This window comes from Neobacillus bataviensis LMG 21833, assembly GCF_000307875.1.
Classification (GTDB): domain Bacteria; phylum Bacillota; class Bacilli; order Bacillales; family Cytobacillaceae; genus Neobacillus; species Neobacillus bataviensis.
This window is the reverse complement of the sequence record NZ_AJLS01000156.1, coordinates 1-17,534: the sequence shown is the minus strand read 5'-3', so window position 1 is coordinate 17,534 and position 17,534 is coordinate 1. Positions and strand designations below refer to the sequence as shown.

15 protein-coding genes, 1 riboswitch and 1 other annotated feature are annotated in these 17,534 nt (G+C 40.4%); of the genes, 10 read left to right on the top strand and 5 right to left on the bottom strand.

Annotation, left to right across the window (positions count from 1 at the left end; all coding sequences use genetic code 11):
• The first annotated feature begins 248 nt into the window (after positions 1–248).
• Positions 249–441 (top strand) — a binding site (T-box leader).
• A gap of 51 nt (positions 442–492) precedes the next feature.
• Entirely contained in the window at positions 493–1,905 is a 1,413-nt protein-coding gene (gene nhaC, locus BABA_RS23950; RefSeq protein ID WP_007087859.1) for a Na+/H+ antiporter NhaC, read from the top strand.
• Positions 1,902–2,768, top strand: a complete 867-nt coding sequence (locus BABA_RS23945; protein ID WP_007087858.1) for an MBL fold metallo-hydrolase — start codon at positions 1,902–1,904, stop codon at positions 2,766–2,768. The genes nhaC and BABA_RS23945 overlap by 4 nt, the downstream gene beginning before the upstream one ends.
• A gap of 91 nt (positions 2,769–2,859) precedes the next feature.
• On the opposite strand, the gene BABA_RS23940 is transcribed toward BABA_RS23945, so the two are convergent.
• A complete protein-coding gene (locus BABA_RS23940) occupies positions 2,860–4,200 on the bottom strand; it encodes a sodium-dependent transporter (protein WP_007087857.1) in 1,341 nt (446 codons plus the stop codon).
• A 240-nt stretch (positions 4,201–4,440) separates the two neighbouring features.
• Between BABA_RS23940 and BABA_RS23935 the strand changes: the two genes are divergently transcribed.
• Entirely contained in the window at positions 4,441–5,730 is a 1,290-nt protein-coding gene (locus tag BABA_RS23935) for an NCS2 family permease (protein ID WP_007087856.1), read from the top strand.
• A gap of 50 nt (positions 5,731–5,780) precedes the next feature.
• Here the strand turns inward: BABA_RS23935 and add are convergent, their stop codons facing one another.
• Positions 5,781–6,776, bottom strand: coding sequence for an adenosine deaminase (gene add, locus BABA_RS23930; protein WP_007087855.1), 996 nt, complete (start codon positions 6,774–6,776; stop codon positions 5,781–5,783).
• A 66-nt stretch (positions 6,777–6,842) separates the two neighbouring features.
• Positions 6,843–6,943: riboswitch (purine riboswitch) on the bottom strand.
• Between the two features lie 168 nt (positions 6,944–7,111).
• Between add and BABA_RS23925 the strand changes: the two genes are divergently transcribed.
• The 3 genes from BABA_RS23925 to BABA_RS23915 all read left to right on the top strand — a co-directional run bounded on the left by BABA_RS23925 (position 7,112) and on the right by BABA_RS23915 (position 10,817).
• Positions 7,112–9,148, top strand: a complete 2,037-nt coding sequence (locus BABA_RS23925; RefSeq protein WP_007087854.1) for a Na+/H+ antiporter — start codon at positions 7,112–7,114, stop codon at positions 9,146–9,148.
• Positions 9,149–9,289: 141 nt separating this feature from the next.
• The gene (locus BABA_RS23920; protein WP_007087853.1) at positions 9,290–10,369 is read left to right on the top strand and encodes a branched-chain amino acid aminotransferase; all 1,080 of its coding nucleotides are present in this window, start codon (positions 9,290–9,292) and stop codon (positions 10,367–10,369) included.
• Positions 10,370–10,535: 166 nt separating this feature from the next.
• Positions 10,536–10,817, top strand: a complete 282-nt coding sequence (locus tag BABA_RS23915) for a YggT family protein (RefSeq protein ID WP_007087852.1) — start codon at positions 10,536–10,538, stop codon at positions 10,815–10,817.
• An 84-nt stretch (positions 10,818–10,901) separates the two neighbouring features.
• Here the strand turns inward: BABA_RS23915 and BABA_RS23910 are convergent, their stop codons facing one another.
• Together BABA_RS23910 and argH are read right to left on the bottom strand one after the other, a co-directional pair.
• Complete coding sequence (locus BABA_RS23910; protein WP_007087851.1) at positions 10,902–11,876, bottom strand: quinone oxidoreductase family protein; 975 nt, start codon at positions 11,874–11,876, stop codon at positions 10,902–10,904.
• 141 nt (positions 11,877–12,017) lie between these two features.
• Entirely contained in the window at positions 12,018–13,508 is a 1,491-nt protein-coding gene (gene argH / locus BABA_RS23905) for an argininosuccinate lyase (protein WP_007087850.1), read from the bottom strand.
• A 245-nt stretch (positions 13,509–13,753) separates the two neighbouring features.
• Between argH and BABA_RS23900 the strand changes: the two genes are divergently transcribed.
• From BABA_RS23900 to BABA_RS23890, 3 genes are all read left to right on the top strand, one after another.
• Positions 13,754–14,344 (top strand): guanylate kinase, encoded by a 591-nt coding sequence (locus tag BABA_RS23900; protein ID WP_007087849.1) that lies wholly within the window; start codon positions 13,754–13,756, stop codon positions 14,342–14,344.
• Positions 14,345–14,575: 231 nt separating this feature from the next.
• The gene (locus tag BABA_RS26200) at positions 14,576–14,959 is read left to right on the top strand and encodes a MarR family winged helix-turn-helix transcriptional regulator (protein WP_083865537.1); all 384 of its coding nucleotides are present in this window, start codon (positions 14,576–14,578) and stop codon (positions 14,957–14,959) included.
• A 12-nt stretch (positions 14,960–14,971) separates the two neighbouring features.
• Positions 14,972–16,180, top strand: coding sequence for an MFS transporter (locus BABA_RS23890; protein ID WP_007087847.1), 1,209 nt, complete (start codon positions 14,972–14,974; stop codon positions 16,178–16,180).
• Positions 16,181–16,238: 58 nt separating this feature from the next.
• On the opposite strand, the gene BABA_RS23885 is transcribed toward BABA_RS23890, so the two are convergent.
• A complete protein-coding gene (locus BABA_RS23885) occupies positions 16,239–17,051 on the bottom strand; it encodes a VOC family protein (protein ID WP_007087846.1) in 813 nt (270 codons plus the stop codon).
• A 116-nt stretch (positions 17,052–17,167) separates the two neighbouring features.
• On the opposite strand from BABA_RS23885, the gene BABA_RS23880 reads away from it, so the two are divergent.
• On the top strand, positions 17,168–17,362 hold the full coding sequence (locus BABA_RS23880) for a hypothetical protein (protein ID WP_007087845.1): 195 nt from the start codon (positions 17,168–17,170) through the stop codon (positions 17,360–17,362).
• Positions 17,363–17,534 lie beyond the last annotated feature (172 nt).

Sequence of the window (17,534 nt, the reverse complement as noted above, 5' to 3'; positions counted from 1 at the left end):
GCGAAGGACACTAGCCGCTAGGGCGCTGAGCTGGACATACAATTCTCAAAGTCGAAATTTATACTTTCTTATCTCTTTAAAAAAACCTCTTGGGTCTCCCAAACGGTTATGTAAGATCCTAAAGTTTCCACACCGGTTATTAGTTTTAATAACAAAAGCAATCCCATAATCACTGCTAAAAAAGATTGACATATAATGCTAGATTCGAATAATATATAAATACTATAATCACTTAACTGCATAAAAGCATAAAAGCGTTGAACTATTAAAGTAACTAATACTTACATTGAAATCAGAGACCTGTTGGGGCTGCAAAACAGGCAAGGGGTATGGTGAAATTACAGATAGGGAGCTGATATCCGGTTTCGGCCGTTATCTAAACAAGCGAGCAGATGATCAATCTGTTAACTAGGGTGGTACCGCGGAGCTTCCGTCCCTTTTTGGGATGGGGGCTATTTTCTTATCAAAAATTACTCGAAGGAGAAGGTGTACATGAAAAAGAAACTTACTTTAGGGATGTCGTTAATCCCCATTATTTCATTGATTGGCGCTGCAGCCTTATCCATTTTCATTTGGAAATCCGGGATGCATATTCCGTTAATGATTGGCGTAATCGCTGCAGCAATTGTATCCATTATTGCCGGTTGGAGCTGGGATGATATCCAAAAGATGATGGTAAATGGTGTGGCAAGAGCATTACCCGCCGTATTTATTCTACTTATTATTGGGATTATTGTTGGTACATGGATTGCCAGCGGGGTCATACCAACTATGATTTATTACGGGCTTTCCATCATTGAACCCTCCATGTTTATACCAATTGTGGCACTGGTAACTGGTATTATTTCTATTACATTGGGAAGCTCATTTACTTCTATCGCGACAATCGGACTTGCTTTTATGGCGATTGGCGAAGGACTGGGTTTCTCTCCAGGGCTTGTGGCAGGGGCCGTGATTTCAGGAGCTTATTTCGGTGATAAATTATCACCCCTATCTGATACAACAAATATCGCTCCGGCAATGGCCGAAACTGATTTGTTTAGTCACGTAAAGCACATGCTTTGGGATACCATTCCTGCATTTGTGATTTCAATCGTGATGTATTGGGTCGTTAGCCAATCAGGTGCTGCTAATAGCGGAGCCGATACAAATGTAATTGATGTGATGAAAACAGGCTTGAACAATATTTTTGTTATCCATCCCTTATTATTGCTAATGCCTGTTTTAACGATTATTTTGATGATTAAACGGACACCGGCAATCCCTGCCTTGATGGGAGTCAGCATTTTAGGCGGCGTGCTCGCCATATTCGTTCAAGGTTCATCAGTGACTTCTGTTATTCAAACTATGACAAGCGGGTATCACGCTGAGTCAAGTGTAAAAGCGTTAGATTCCCTGTTAAATCGCGGCGGACTCATGTCCATGCTCGGGACCATAGGTTTGTTAATCCTAGCAACCGCACTTGGGGGAATACTAGAGGAAACCGGATCCTTCGATGTTTTAACCAACAAAATGATGTCAAAGGTTCATTCAACTGGATCCTTAATCAGTACCACCATTCTTTCTACCTTTATTGTGGCGTTTGCCAGTGGCGCCCAATTTTTAGCTATTATTTTACCTGCGAGAACGTTCGTAAAAGACTATAAGAAAATGGGAATTGACACGAAAAATCTTTCTCGCTGTGTGGAAGCAGCTGGAACTGTTGGGATCAACCTCGTTCCATGGGGAGTACCTGCCGTATTTGCAGCGGGAATACTCGGAGTTAGTCCAGGTGAATTTATTCCGTTTGCCTTCTTTGCCTTCCTTGTCCCACTTATGAATATCTTATTTGGCTTTACCGGCTGGACGATTACAAAGAAAAATTATGAACATGTAACAAAGGAAAAAAGGAGTGCTTCACTATGAGCGAGGTAATCTTAAGCGTATTAGGAACTGCTCAAGATGCCGGACTGCCCCATCCAAATTGTTTTTGTAAAAATTGTACGAACGCCATTAGTAATCCGCAGTTTAGGCGTCTTGCCGCATCATTGGCAATCATTCTTCCAGATGAGCAAAAGTGGCATTTGATTGATGCAACACCTGATCTTAAAGAGCAAATGGCAAGGCTGCAAATGAAATATAATCTAAAAGGAAAGCTAATGGAGAGCATCTTTTTAACTCATGCCCATTTGGGACATTACCCTGGACTATTATTTTTAGGGCGAGAAGCCATCGGGGCAAATGGAATCCCCGTGATGGCCGGTCCAAAAATGAAGCATTTATTAGAGGAACAGGCCCCATGGAGCCAATTAGCCAAACTCGGCAATATCAGTGTTCAAGAAATCTGGGATGGCCAGGCAATAAGGATTTCCCCCTTCGTTACGGTTACACCCGTTGAGGTACCGCATCGAAATGAATTTTCGGAGACATTCGCCTTTTGGATTAAAGGGCCGAATAAAAAAGTCCTCTTTGTTCCAGATATCGATCGCTGGCATGAGTGGACACATGACATTCACACCGTTTGCGGAGAAGCAGATATATGCTTACTGGATGGAACCTTTCATTCCGTACAAGACCTTGAAAATATTGGCCGGGATTATCGCGAAATCCCCCATCCGCTCATGGTAGAAACAATGGAAAGGCTGCAAGATTTAACAAAAAAGACTGAGATTTATTTTACACATCTAAATCATTCAAATCCGGCGATTGATTCAGATCTTGGGATACGAGGGCAAATCGAGGAAAAAGGATTTCATATTGCAGAAGAAGAAATGGAATTTAGGTTATGATTTAAGCCGGCCATATAACACTAGACAGGCACCATTAATGGTGCCTGTCACCTTTTCTATTACCAATCTATTATTAATGGTGCCTGTCACCTTATCCCCTAATGACATGGTAGCAAACAAATAAAATAGCAATAGGTGCCACGTAGCGGATGAGGAAAAACCATGCGCGGAATAGACCGAAGGGTACTCCTCCTCCTAATGCTAATTCTTCATAAAGCACAGACCTTTTAATTTTTAGCGGAACAAATATCGAAATCAACAAGGCACCGACCGGCATTAATACGTTACTAACTAGATAATCTGCTGCGTCAAAGATGGTTTTTCCAAACACTAGGACATCGCTTAACACACCATAGGATAGCGCGGATGGGATCCCAAAGATAAATATCGCGATTCCGATGATCCACGACCATTTCGCTCTTTTTTGGACATCACCCTTAGCGATAACTGAAACAATGATTTCCAACATTGAGAACGCTGATGTAAGTGCCGCAAATAGGAATAAAACTAAGAAGGCAACAAAAAAGACCATTCCAAACGGCATTTGATTAAACACATTTGGCAGCACATTAAATAATAAAACTGGCCCGGCATCAGCTTTTAATCCAAATGAAAACACGGCTGGGAAAATCGCTAAACCTGACAAGACAATGATAAAAATGTTCATTCCTACTATGGAAAAGGCAGAACGAAATAGACTTTCTTCCTTTGATAAATAGGAACTATACGTCACCATCACCGATACACCTACACTCAAGGCGAAGAACGATTGCCCTAACGCAAAAAGAATCGTTTCTGCTGTTACCTTATGAAAGTCCGGTTTAAATAAAAAAGTCACACCTTCCATCGCGCCTTCTAATGATAAAGAGCGAATAATCAAGATGATAAAAAGAATAAATAATACCGGCATCATTATTTGACTAGCCTTTTCAATCCCTTTTTGAACCCCTTTTGCCACGACGATAATCGTCAGGAGCATGAAGATCAACTGTACCGCAACACTTGTAAATGGATTTGATATCGTTTTGCCAAACAACGCTGCATATCCCGCTTGATTGAGGCCATTCAACTGACCGGAAGCAGCTTTCCATATGTAACTAATAATCCACCCGCCAATCACACTATAGAATGAAAGCAAAATAAAACAGGTGACAATTCCCAAATAACCAATCCAATGCCACTTCGAATGCGGCGCAAGTTCTTTATAGGCCTCGATGGCGTTCCTCTGCGTTTTCCTTCCTACTACAAATTCAGCTATAAGCAAAGGCAAGCCCAAAAATAGCGTAAACAGAATAAAGATAAAAAAGAATGCCCCTCCCCCGCTTACTCCTGCAATATAAGGAAACTTCCATATTGCCCCAAGCCCAATGGCAGAACCGCCTGCTGCTAAAATAAATCCAATCTTAGATGACCATTGCTCCGTATTCTTCAAACCTTTACTTCTCTCCAATCCATTCCTTTTTTAAAAAAACATCATTAAAAATGTACACTAATTTCCTTTAAAAAACGATACTTTCTTTCAAAATGAAATCGCGAAAAAACAAATATTCCTGCGATTTCCTAACCTTCCTTCATCAGTTTCTGTGATATAATGATTTCCGGCATAAGTTGAATGGAAACATTAGCTTAATGCGGGTGGGAGAGGGCAACACGAAAGTGTGTGATTACAATTATGAGAGGAGTTTTCAAACTTAAACAGCACGGTACAAGCATAAAAAAGGAGGTTATAGCAGGGTTAACATCGTTTTTTTCCATTATCTATATTATTGCCGTAAATGCCAATATTCTTCAGGATGCGGGAATACCACTTGAGGCTGGAATTATCGCAACTGTCCTATCTTCACTGATTGGCTGCTTATTGGTTGCGTTCATCGCAAATGCACCACTAATTCTTGTTCCAGGAATGGGAATCAATGCCTTATTCACATATACGATTGTCGGTTCGATGGGGCTGAATTATATGGAAGCTTTAGCAGCCGTTATCGTATCAGGGATTCTGTTTGTGATTGTGGCCTTTACAAAATTAGCAGGTATTTTAGCAAACGCGATTCCAACATCATTAAAAGAATCGATTTCGGTCGGAATTGGCCTATTTATTGCCTTCATTGGTCTGCAAAAAAGCGGAATTATTGTCGAGAATCCAACAAACTTTGTAGCGCTTGGGAATTTGTCATCGCCGATTGTTCTGGCGTCGATTATTAATTTAATCCTCACGCTATTTCTGTTTCTGAAGAAAGTGCCGGGGAATTTCTTAATCAGTATCATTGCCGGCACGATTATATCTTACTTTTTTGGGATTGTTCATTTTTCGGCGATAGATACAAGCTTTATTTCTTTCGAGGATTACAAGAATGTGTTTATGAGTTCTGATTTTGGAAAAATGGCGACAATTCCATTTTGGGCCGCGGCCTTTTCACTGGTTTTAGTGCTCGTTTTTGAAAATATCGGTCTGCTTCATTCCCAAGTGAACGGAATGCTGCAAGCACCTGAAAAAAACGGAAAGTCGCTAAAAGCGGTCTCCATTTCTACCATTGTTTGTGGATTTTTTGGCACAAGTCCAGCTGTTTCAACGGTTGAAACAGCAGCAGGTATTACGGCAGGAGGAAGAACTGGTTTAACTTCTGTTGTAACGGGTTTATTGATGCTAGCATCCCTTTTCTTTATGCCTTTTATTAAACTAGTACCGAATACAGCAATCGCCCCTATTCTCATTATTATAGGTGGATTAATGCTGACAAATATAACAAATATCGACTTTAGTGATTTTACCGAAGCATTTCCGGCATTTCTCGTGATCATTATGATTCCATTAACATACAGTATTGTCGATGGAATCGCCTTCGGATTCATCGCTTACCCGCTAGTTAAGCTATTTACAAATAAGCAAAAACAGCTAACCGTATCAATGTTTATCATATCCATCCTGTTCCTAACCAACTTCCTGCTCCATTCAGTCGGCTAAGGATAGGCAAAAAATGGAAAATGGTGTCAGGCGCCATTTTCCATTTTTTGTTACTTTAAATAGGTTTTCAATTTTTCTTTTGTTTCGGTATCTGCAAAGCTTGCTTCTACGCTGTTTAGATATATCTGTTGGTAATCTTTATCGCCTAACTGAAATTCTTTGAAGATGATGTTGCACTCATTTGCCATTGTTGTATTAGAAACTGTTCTGTTATCTGTATTGATGGTTACCTTTATTCCGTCCTTGTGGAAATCATTTATTGGATGCTCAGAATAGCGATCTACCGCCTTAGTTTGTACGTTACTTGTTGGGCACATTTCGAGTGTCACATTATTTTCCTTCACGATGTTATAGGCTTTTTCACAGTCTTTAATAAAAACGCCATGGCCTATTCTTTCCGCACCTAGAAGTTCAACAGCTTCCAAGACATTTTCCCCAATTCCTGTTTCACCGGCATGGATTGTTACTCTATATCCATACTCTCTTGCTAACGCGATTGGTTCTATGAACTTTCCGCAAAACCCTTCTTCCTCAGAGGCACATAAATCGATGGCTGCTACTCCTTTTCCAAGGAATTTTCTACCCTTTTCTACAACATCAAAGGCACTTTCTGCAGACATCGTCCTCATACAAGACAGAATTACGTTTCCTTTGATCTCATATCGATTTTCAGCATCCTTCATGCCATCTAAGACGCTTTGAATAATTTCCTCCACGTCTAATCCCTTGGCGGTATGCAGCAGCGGGGCGAATCTAACTTCCATATATTTCACATTTTCCTGTGCCGCATCCTCAAAAAGCTCGAAGGTTATCCGGCTCAGGTTCTCCTTGGACTGCATCACCAGATTCGGAATCGTAAATCTTTCTAAATATTCATCTAGTGATTCACACTCTAACGGCGCGATAAGCTCTTTTTGAAGCTCTTCCGGCTCTAGGGAAGTTAACTTAATTCCCTCTTTCTTCGCGATATCAAGGATTGTATTAGGTCTTAGACTGCCATCTAAGTGGCAGTGAAGTTCAATTTTAGGTAATGCTGCTATATTCATGGATTGTAACCTCCAATTTATTATTTAAATTATGCAAAAAAAAATTCCTGACTACGAAGAAAATACAGGTAAGTGTATCTTCTTCGTAATCAGGAATTTATTGGTTCCTGGTAGAGACCTCCAAACCATATCATTGGAGTTATACGAAAAATTATTTATAAAGGAAGGATAAAAGAATTTGAGTTTATTGTCAAGTGAGTTACTAAGTTCGGGAAGTTCTTTATACCCTAAAATCCCTTTAACAAAGGCATCTCATTTGAAATTAATGAAAATAAACTTAAATGATGCAAAAAAATACGGAAATTACACAAAATACAAACGAGAGGAGATATGCCATGGAATTTTTTCTACTCGTTCTATTACTACTTGCCATCATTGGCCTGTCCAGTTTCATCAATCACTTTTTACCATACATACCTGTACCGCTTATTCAAATTGCATTAGGCGTTTTGCTTGTATCGCTCCCGTTAGGCATCCAAATCCCGATGGAACCGGAGTTGTTCTTCGTACTATTTATTGCGCCCTTACTTTTTCATGATGGAAAAAATGTTTCGAGGCAGGCGTTATGGAAATTACGGAAACCGATATTATTGCTTGCACTTGGGCTAGTATTTGTCACCGTATTCGCTGTTGGGTACTTAATCCACTGGATGATCCCATCTATTCCATTGCCTGCAGCTTTTGCGTTGGCAGCCATTCTTTCTCCAACGGATGTCGTTGCAGTTGGTGCCATATCAAGTAGGGTGAAGATACCGAAAACGATTATGCATGTGCTTGAGGGAGAAGGGCTGATGAACGATGCTTCTGGTTTGGTGGCGTTTAAATTTGCTGTAGCGGCAACCGTAACCGGCGTTTTTTCATTAGCAGAGGCAAGCTGGAGCTTTTTAGTCATTGCTATCGGTGGTTTGGTGGGCGGTGCCATTCTTGCCTTCCTTATTATTCGCTTAAAAATTGCCATTCGCCGACTCGGCATGGAGGACGTAACGATTCACATGCTCATCCAGCTCCTCACGCCTTTCGTGATCTTTTACATTATTGAGCATTTTCATCTATCCGGCATTTTATCGGTTGTCGCAGCCGGTATAGTCCATACGATTTACCGGGATCGTGACCAATCGCCAGCGATGCAGCTGCAAGTGGTTTCCCAAAGTACTTGGACGGTGCTAATCTATATTTTGAATGGCTTAGTTTTTGTATTGTTAGGCTTGCAAATCCCAAGTGTATTAAATGAAATTTTTAAGGATCCGTTGTTTAATAATTGGTTGGTAAGCAAATATATTATGGTCATTACCGTCGCACTTTTACTGCTACGCTTCCTATGGATTTGGACTTCATTGAAGTTGGGATGGCTGCTTAAAAACCAACCCCAAACGCCTTCGATAAAATATATTGGTATTATTACTGTATCTGGTGTAAGAGGAGCTGTCACACTTGCCGGTGCTTTTACCATCCCCTATGTGCTTGCGGATGGTAGTCCATTTCCTGAGCGAGCGTTAATTATCTTTATTGCCGCAGGAGTTATATTGGTTACGCTAATTGCAGCCAGCATTTTCTTGCCGTTTCTTGCAAGAACGGAAAAAGAAAACACGGAAGAGCTTAGAGTGGAAATGGAGAGGTCGGCTAGGCTCCGGACAATTGATGCTGCCATTCATTCCATCCGTGAAATGATGAATGATGACAACCGCGGGGCCGCAGTATCAGTCATCACTGCATATAATCAAATCCGAAATCGACTTACGAATGCAGGCGAGGAGAACTCTGAGAAGCTGAAATTAGCGGAAACGGAAATTCGCATGAGAGCTCTTGATGCGGAAGCCCAATACATTGAACAATTGAATAAAGCTGGAAAGATTGACCGAGAAACTACGTATTTAACCCAGGAACATATCCAACGAATGAGACTCGCGGTAACAAACCGGATGCATTATCGAAGTTTGTTAGTTTGGTCATTGATTAAAAGAGGCTTGTTCAGGATTTTACAGCTCTTTTTTCCCAAAAATAAGGAACGGCTTAATGATCGCAAGCTAAAGGCGAAAAAGCTGATTCAACTAAAAGTTAACATGGCGAAGGCCGCGATTAAGTATTTAAAAGAACATATGACTCCTGAAAATGAACATATCTATTTGGTTATTCTAGGGGAATATAATGAAATGATGATGAAATTTAAGCTTGCAAAAAAAGGTGCAGATTCCCATCAATACAACGAATTTCAAAGAGAAATGCGTGCTAAAGCTTTTCAAGCTGAACGGGATGAAATTCAGGATCTTTACGAAGAGGGGGAAATTACCATTGATGTCCTCCGCAAAATTCGGAAACAAATTAATATTAGGGAAGCGTATTGGATGGAAGAAAAAAGCGTACATGCCCATTAAATGTTTCATTCCGGCCACGTAGAACCGCCTGACCTATATTAAGATAATGAATATTTGAAAAACTTCCTACATTTATCTTGAATTTTGTCCAAATAAAGCGTACTCTAAAAAATAACTAGAACTTGGAGATGGGGTGTCATCATGCAAGAAATTGCTTTTATTCAAAGAGAAGAATTAAAGGAAAAGCCCGATACAGCTTCACTTGGTTTCGGAAAATATTTCAGCGATTACATGTTTGAAATGGATTATCATAGCGAAAACGGCTGGCATGACCCACGGATTGTTCCTTATGCACCGTTAACACTAGAACCGTCCTCCATGGTTTTCCACTATGGACAAGCCATTTTTGAGGGATTAAAGGCTTATAGGGGAGTAGATGGCACGATTCAGCTTTTCCGTCCGGAAAAAAACATGAAACGTTTCAATGACTCATGCGACAGGCTGTGTATTCCACAAATTGACGAAGAATTTCTTTTACATGCCCTTAAACAATTAATTTTCACGGAAAAAGATTGGGTTCCAGACGGTGAAGGGACATCCCTTTACATTCGCCCGTTTATTTTCTCGACGGAGCCTTACCTTGGAGTCCGTCCAGCCAATCAATATAAGCTGCTTGTTATCCTCTCACCATCAGGGGCTTATTATGGAGACCAATTAAGTCCTGTTAAAATTAAGGTAGAAGAGCAATACGTTCGGGCTGTCATTGGCGGTGTCGGCCATGTGAAGACTGCCGGCAACTATGCCGCAAGCATGAAGGCACAAGAAAAGGCTGAGGCTGGCGGTTACGCTCAAATTCTCTGGCTCGATGCGAAGGAAAATAAGTATGTTGAAGAAGTCGGCAGTATGAATATTTTCTTCAAAATCAATGGCGAAGTCGTAACACCACGATTAAATGGCAGTATTTTACCAGGTGTAACACGTGATTCAGTAATTGAACTATTAAAATATTGGAATATTCCCGTTAGTGAAGTGAAAATTTCAATTGAAGAGGTGTTTGCTGCGCACGAGCGCGGCGAATTGGAAGAAGTCTTCGGTGCAGGTACGGCTGCTGTTATTTCACCTGTTGGCGAATTAAATTGGAATGCTCAGTCAATTACCATCAATGATAATAAAATTGGCCAACTTTCACAGCGTATTTATGATGAAATGACCGGAATACAGCTTGGGAAAAAAGAGGATCCATTTAATTGGATCGTTAAAGTGACACCGGTTGAGGTTTAAAAGGACTCCGAATGAACTTCCGAAAGATCCAGTGAGCAGAAACTGGATCTTTTTTGTTTTCTTCTTAAATCTATTTTTTTAATTATATTGAAACTTAATTAGGACATACTCCGTATATGATAAGGATTGTATGATTTCAAAAAAATATAATAGACAGGTGATATAATTGGGCTCTACCATTTTACAATTTGGACAGTATATATTTGATGTATATTATTGGCTAATCTTAATAGCCATTTTTGGTTCCTGGTTTCCTCAATTTCAATCGTCAAAAGTTGGAGTATGGGTTTACAAACTAGTCGAACCGTATTTAAACCTCTTCAGGCGGTTCATTCCACCACTTGGGGCAATTGACTTTTCACCCATCATCGCATTATTTGCATTTCGCTTTTTACGTGGATTTGCGCTAGAAGGACTCCGCCAATCATTGAATATGATCGGAGCATAAGGAAATTTGGCGAACAGTGACTGGCACTGTTCGCTTTGTTTTTGGTGTTCGGCTCCGATAACCACTATCTCTACTTATTGGCTATTATTTATCTTCAGGAACTAAAAGAATTTTGCCAGTACTTTTGCGGCTTTCTAGCAAACGATGTGCTTCCTGACCATCTCTTAAAGCAAATACCGTTGGCTCGGATACACTTACTTTTCCGTCTTCCATCCATTGGAACAAGTCGGAAGCACGAGTTACCCGTTCTTCACGGGAGGTTAGAACATTCCATAAATCTCCGCCAGTCAGCGTTTTTGACGTATCCATTAACATTCTAGGGTCAATCAGAACCGGGTCTCCCCCAGCCATTCCAAAAAATACAACTGTTCCTCCAATCCGTGTTGCCGCAAAACTGTCTTGGATTGTTGAACCGACTGATTCATAAACCACATCCACGCCCTTACCGTTTGTTACCTCTAACACTTCTCGTTTCCAATCATCTTTGTACAAGAAAACCTGATCAGCACCTGCTTCCTTTGCAGCCGCCGCTTTTTCCATAGAGGAAGTTAACCCAATTACCTTTCCACCAAGCATCTTAACCATTTGAAGAAGGAGCTGCCCAACACCGCCAGCGGCTGCATGGACTAATACAATATCATTCTTTTTTACTGCATAGCTATCCCGCGTTAAATAATGTGCCGTCAACCCCTGCAGCAAGACGGATGCAGCCTCAGCAAATGAGATTGGTTCTGGCACTGGAATAGCTTTTTCGATTGGAACGGCTACTAACTCTGCATTTGCATATGGAACATCGGCAAATGCGATCCGGTCTCCAATGCCTATTCCTTGGACATTTGCTCCCACCTTTTCAACAATACCAGCTCCTTCGTAACCCAAAATATATGGAGGTTTACCTGCAAGATGATAGTTTCCTTTTCTTCTATATATATCCGCAAAATTCAAGCCAATGGCTTTCATCCTTACCAATATTTCTTCCGACCCAATTACAGGATCTGCAATTTCGTGATATTCCAGTACCCCCGGCCCACCGAATTCTTTAAACACAAGTGCTTTCATCTATTTGACCTCATTCTATGTTAATTTTTCAATTCGATTTAATTAAATAAGATTTCGATATGAAATGCAAATTAGTCATGAAATATCGAAGTAGGCCCCGTTGCAAATCCCTTTATTTCCTTTACAATCTTTTTGAAAAATTCAAATAGAATACCCAACTAATTTGTTCCGGCAAGCATTTAATTTTTCCACAAGACTTTCATAATCCTTCATCTGTATCCCTAGCTTCAGCTTTCTCTCGCCGATCATGCGAACGACTTCTTTTGGACTTGGGCCGCCTTGGATACTCCTAATTTCAACGAAATATTCAGGTGAAATAATTTTTTTCCATTCCTGCTCTGATAATGCCACACCGACAAATCCGCTAATCATTTCATTAATTTCGGCAATCTTCCACTCATATAATTCCTTTTTGTCCCTGATTGTTTTTTTTGAAATAAAGCTAGCGATGGAATGTGCTTTTCTAAAAGAAATGCCATTATCTCGCGCTAAGGTGTCAGCTAGTTCGGTAATGGTTACACTTGATTTATGCGCCATTTTTTTCGTATGTTCTTTGTTCACCTTTAAGGTCATAATCACGGCATACATTAATTTCATGACCCGATTGGCCTTCATAAATGCGCGATATAAATGGGGCTGCAGGTCATCCTCAGTATCGACAATATCGCCAAACGGTGTATTATGGATCATATTCATCGCTGCCTGCGCATCGCCATAGGCACTGCTTGCAATTGAGCGGGAATGTTCAATCGACACCGGATTTCGCTTCTGCGGCATAATACTGCTTACCTGCACATAGGGGTCTGCCACATAAAAAGAACCAAATTCTCTCGTCACATGCTGTAAGAAATCTTGAATCCATCTTCCTGTGTTCACCATACAGGTCATCAAGGCAGATGACGTTTCCAGCAAATAATCGGCGCCGCCAATCGCATCATAGGAGTTTTCAATGATTTTATCAAAACCTAAAAGTTCACAGGTACGAGTCCGACTAATTGGAAAACCTGTTGTAGTCAAGGCAGCAGCACCAAGTGGTGATTGATTAACTATTTCATAAGCCGACCATAATCGTTTAATATCCCGCTGTAAAACATCATAAATCGCCAATAAATAATGCCCTAGCGTGGTCGGCTGGGCTGGCTGGGTATGCGTATAACCGGTAATATAGGTTTCCGTATGGTGTTCCGCCTGCTCCAATAAGCAATCGCTCAACCGATAAGCACTTTGCAGCAACTCTAATAAATGCTCCCTTAATACTAGCCGGTACATGGCCACACCCATATCGTTTCGGCTCCGGCCAATATGAATTTTTCCCGCTAAATCCAATCCAATCTCTTCGCCGATTCTTGCCTCCATCATGAAAAATAAATCCTCAAACTGAGGCTGATACAACAGTTGACTGCTGTCGGTTTTAGCCACTTTATTAATCCCTCTTAACATCTCTCTTGCTTCATCAGTTTTAATAATGTTTTGTTCTTCAAGCATGACCACATGGGCACGGTGTATGTCAAACATAACAGGGAATAAGTAATCACGCTGATCATTAAATACGGGCATTAACAGCTCTTCTACATAGGTTTTACCCGGAAAAGCAGTTCCTTCACTTTTGATAAATTCCTCTCGCTTATTCATTTTTTCATCTCCGATTTAAACATTTACTCCACTAGGCATTTTTGAAAAAATCCGGATATTTCCTTTATCTTACCTTACGTTGCACCCCTTGTACTCGTTTTTGCTTTATTTGCCTTATGGACTGTTTTCTTCCTAGCCATAGATTATTATGTTATTGTTTTGCTATAATGATAGTAGTCCCCCTTCACTTTCAGAAAAAGTCTCCGCAGATAAAGGGGTATTTAAAAATAAAAGGAGGCTCCTCAATGTATAATATCAAAGGAAAAGAAAAGATCTTCGTGTATACTGGTCCCGATGGCTCTGGAAGAAAAACGATAAGCAAAATGGTTGCTACTGCGTTTGACATGGAAACTGTGCTATCTTACACTACCCGTTCACCTCGTCATTATGAAACGGATGGCGAAGATTACCACTTTGTTACAGAAGAATCCTTCAAACAAATGCAAGCACAAGAAGCATTTCTCGAAAGTGTCGAAATCGATGGGATTCATTATGGCATTCGTGAACAAGATATCGTTGAAGCCTTTCAAAACCACGATTACGTCTATTTGACTTTAAACCCTGAAGGTACGGAAAAGTTAAAAACGATGTATGGGGATGGGGTTGTCCGTATTTTTATTTATGCCAATCGTGATACGGTTATCCGTCGACAGAAGGAACGGCAGGATAGTGAAGAAGTGATTGCGCGGCATTTAAGTCATTATGACGAGATCATGAATTATAAAAATAGTTGTGAACATGCGTTTGAAAACTTCGATTCACCACAGGTTGCCTACCAAGTCAGTGAATTAATTGAAACCTTTTTAGACAGAGATCTTACAGTTACGGATTACTAAGATATTTTAATGAAGTTAAGGCGGACAGTGCCCATCACTGTTCGCCTTTTTTTGTCATTTTTAAAATATAGTTTGGTCTTTAATAGTTCATCATGTAATGGACATATAGTGTTCAAATGTGTTATATTATATTAGTTACCTTTGGTAACTGTTACTTATGCTAACTATTTTTTTTAAAAAAAAGAGGTGTTTACAATCAAGACTTCGCAAAAATTCTTTCACCAATTATTGATGCTTTACAGGCCCTTTGAAAATAGGCTGAATGTCCATCTTGCTGAACACCAGCTATTCAGAGCGCAGTGGACCATTTTGTACTACTTAGCAAATTTCGGAACGGCTACGCTTGTGGAGCTATCCCATTATATGAGTGTCGAGAAACCGACAGTTACTAGAACGATTAACCGCTTAGAAGAACTAGGATATGTAGAGCATGTTCCTGGCAAAGACAAACGTGAAAAAAGAATGCAACTTTCAGAAGTGGGAAGCCATGTATATAAAGATGTCCGTGTGACGATTGACCAATTTGAACAGGAAATTTTAAAAGGGATCTCGGAGGATGAACAAAATGATGCCATCCGGATCATGGGAGAAATACAGAAAAACATTACACGATAAGGGGATATGAATGTGAATCAAACAAGACCTAAATTATGGACAAAGGATTTTATCATCGTTTCTACTATCAACTTTTTAATAACTGTCATCTTTTATTTATTAATCGTGATCATCGGTAAGTACGCTGTTGATCAATTCCAGGCTTCTACAAGTCAGGCTGGACTTGTTACTGGAATCTTTATCATCGGGTCGTTAATCGGAAGGCTTTTTACAGGACGCTTTATTGAATCGCTTGGCCGCAAGAAAACATTATACATTGGCCTTATCTTCTTTATTTTAACAACCCTTTTATATTTACTAAATATGAATATCAGCGTTCTGCTCATTACTCGATTATTGCACGGTATTGCAGCCGGTATGGTGGGTACCGCCACGGGAACCATCGCGGCCCAGATTATCCCAGCAACCCGAAAAGCAGAAGGAATCGGCTACTTCAGCATGAGTGCGGCACTGTCTACCGCAATTGGTCCGTTCATCGGCCTTTATATGACTCAACACGCAGACTTCCAATCGATTTTTCTTTTCTCAGTTGCCTTGGGCGTTATAAGCTTTATAACCTCGATCTTTGTTTATGTGCCAGCATTAGAAGGAAAAGCACAGGCTGCTGAAAACAAGGGCTTTAAGATTTCACACTTTATTGAGCCAAAGGCACTGCCAATTGCCATTGTCACTCTAGTAATCGCCTTTTGTTATTCAAGCGTTCTCTCGTATATTAATTTCTATGCAATTGAAATTGATCTAGTTAGCACTGCTAGCTTTTTCTTCCTTGTGTATTCAATTGCCGTATTGCTATCACGCCCATTCACAGGCCGCTTGATGGATGTGAAAGGCGCGAACTATGTGATGTATCCGGCCTTTATTATATTAGCAGTCGGTATGGTGATTCTAAGTGCAGTAAACACAAGCATTACCTTGCTTATAGCCGGCGCTCTTATTGGCCTTGGATTTGGTAATATCCAGTCAAGTACTCAGGCGGTTGCGGTTAAGTTAACTCCTCCACATCGTATGGGATTAGCAACTTCAACCTTTTTTATTTTCCTTGACGCTGGACTTGGATTTGGACCCTATTTACTTGGATTCATCATCCCAATAACAGGCTACAGTAAACTGTACGTCATCCTTGGTGTTGTTGCTCTTGTCTCTTCCATTCTCTACTACTTTTTATATGGTAAAAAGGAACATGCCGCAAAGGCGGAAATCAATATCTCAAATGTGGCTTAACTAATTGAAAAATGGCGAACAGTGCGCTTCACTGATTCGCCATTTTTTCTTTAGAGGCTTATTGAAATCTCCAAAATCCATTCATCATTTCAAAAATCTCACTTTGTCCGTTCCCGGTCAGGTTTACTAAGAAAGGTGTTTCCCCTTTTTCATTTAACACCGTGTCGGCGATTCCTGCTCCAAGTGGTGTACAAAATACCAGCCTCGTTCCAGCCAATTCTAATTCCCTGCACCGCGCATTAAGGGACGAATCTACAAATTCTTCTCCCTGATTAAGGTCAAACAAGCTTCTCCAGGCAGCTAACGTTTGCTCAAGATTATGAACAACAAAAACGACACTCTCAAATTGTAGTTTCCCCGCCAGGTGTGACTCAATCAAGCCCTGTTCCTCTAATTCAATAAGCCTTTCACCGTCAGATTTTTCCCATTGAATAAAAAATGGCAGGGCAAGCTCGCTGTCTTCCGTTTCAGGATAAAGCGTTGTCCATTTAATAACTTGGCCATCCGCACGGGTTCGTTCACCAGTAATCGGACCATATACGGTGAATCCAGCTTCTTTAAGCCTTACAGCCAATTGGTGTATATGATCTGTGCGAATCGCGATTCGAGCAGGCCCCTCCTGCATCTTCCCCGCCAATTGCTCCACGATATGTGTAATTAGGCGGTTCTCTTCCTGTTTCTCCGCCATAGGCAAATTTTCAATCCCTAAAAACTCAATATAACTTAATCCAAAATAGGTAAGTGAATTATAGGTACCCCAAAATTGATGACGACCACCATTGACAGTGTGAATCCCTCTTTGTTTTAAAAGAGGAACGGCCACCTCCGGCTTTTTAGAAAAAAAGACTAAATGATCAAAGGAAAATGACATGTTATAACTCCTTTCTTTATTATCGGCAGCCTGAAGATTTGCGGACAATTTGCATAAGACCGGCTTGAAGAAAATATGATTACAATAAGCATCCTATACAAAGGGGTTGTTCTTACATGGCTGTTTTTAATAAAATCGCATTATTTTTTGTTATTTTGTATTCTGTTATCATTATAATAAATACTTATCTAGGTGAAAGTGAACGGATTGAGTCTAATGTTATGTACTTTTTAATGAATGGGTTTGCCTATATTGTATCAGCATTAGAAGTGGAAAAGGAAGAACAGATTGTTTTTGTAACGGGAGATTAAATAAAGGCCGATATGATTCGGCTTTTCCTGTATAATGAATCCTATTCCGCCTTTGCATATGATCTTTCTTTACGAGAAATCCTATAGATGAGTCGAAAAAGAAAAGCGCAAGCGCCCTGGTCAGCGGCGTATGGCCTGGAGCGCTCCAACTGAGATAAAGGAAACACGAAGA

What these genes read in the sequence shown, in the direction of transcription:
- nhaC (WP_007087859.1), top strand. Translation starts at nt 493, where the DNA reads ATGAAAAAGAAACTTACTTTAGGGATGTCGTTAATCCCCATTATTTCA.
- BABA_RS23945 (WP_007087858.1), top strand. Translation starts at nt 1,902, where the DNA reads ATGAGCGAGGTAATCTTAAGCGTATTAGGAACTGCTCAAGATGCCGGA.
- BABA_RS23935 (WP_007087856.1), top strand. Translation starts at nt 4,441, where the DNA reads ATGAGAGGAGTTTTCAAACTTAAACAGCACGGTACAAGCATAAAAAAG.
- add (WP_007087855.1), bottom strand. Translation starts at nt 6,776, where the DNA reads ATGAATATAGCAGCATTACCTAAAATTGAACTTCACTGCCACTTAGAT.
- BABA_RS23925 (WP_007087854.1), top strand. Translation starts at nt 7,112, where the DNA reads ATGGAATTTTTTCTACTCGTTCTATTACTACTTGCCATCATTGGCCTG.
- BABA_RS23920 (WP_007087853.1), top strand. Translation starts at nt 9,290, where the DNA reads ATGCAAGAAATTGCTTTTATTCAAAGAGAAGAATTAAAGGAAAAGCCC.
- BABA_RS23910 (WP_007087851.1), bottom strand. Translation starts at nt 11,876, where the DNA reads ATGAAAGCACTTGTGTTTAAAGAATTCGGTGGGCCGGGGGTACTGGAA.
- argH (WP_007087850.1), bottom strand. Translation starts at nt 13,508, where the DNA reads ATGAATAAGCGAGAGGAATTTATCAAAAGTGAAGGAACTGCTTTTCCG.
- BABA_RS23900 (WP_007087849.1), top strand. Translation starts at nt 13,754, where the DNA reads ATGTATAATATCAAAGGAAAAGAAAAGATCTTCGTGTATACTGGTCCC.
- BABA_RS26200 (WP_083865537.1), top strand. Translation starts at nt 14,576, where the DNA reads ATGCTTTACAGGCCCTTTGAAAATAGGCTGAATGTCCATCTTGCTGAA.
- BABA_RS23885 (WP_007087846.1), bottom strand. Translation starts at nt 17,051, where the DNA reads ATGTCATTTTCCTTTGATCATTTAGTCTTTTTTTCTAAAAAGCCGGAG.
- BABA_RS23880 (WP_007087845.1), top strand. Translation starts at nt 17,168, where the DNA reads ATGGCTGTTTTTAATAAAATCGCATTATTTTTTGTTATTTTGTATTCT.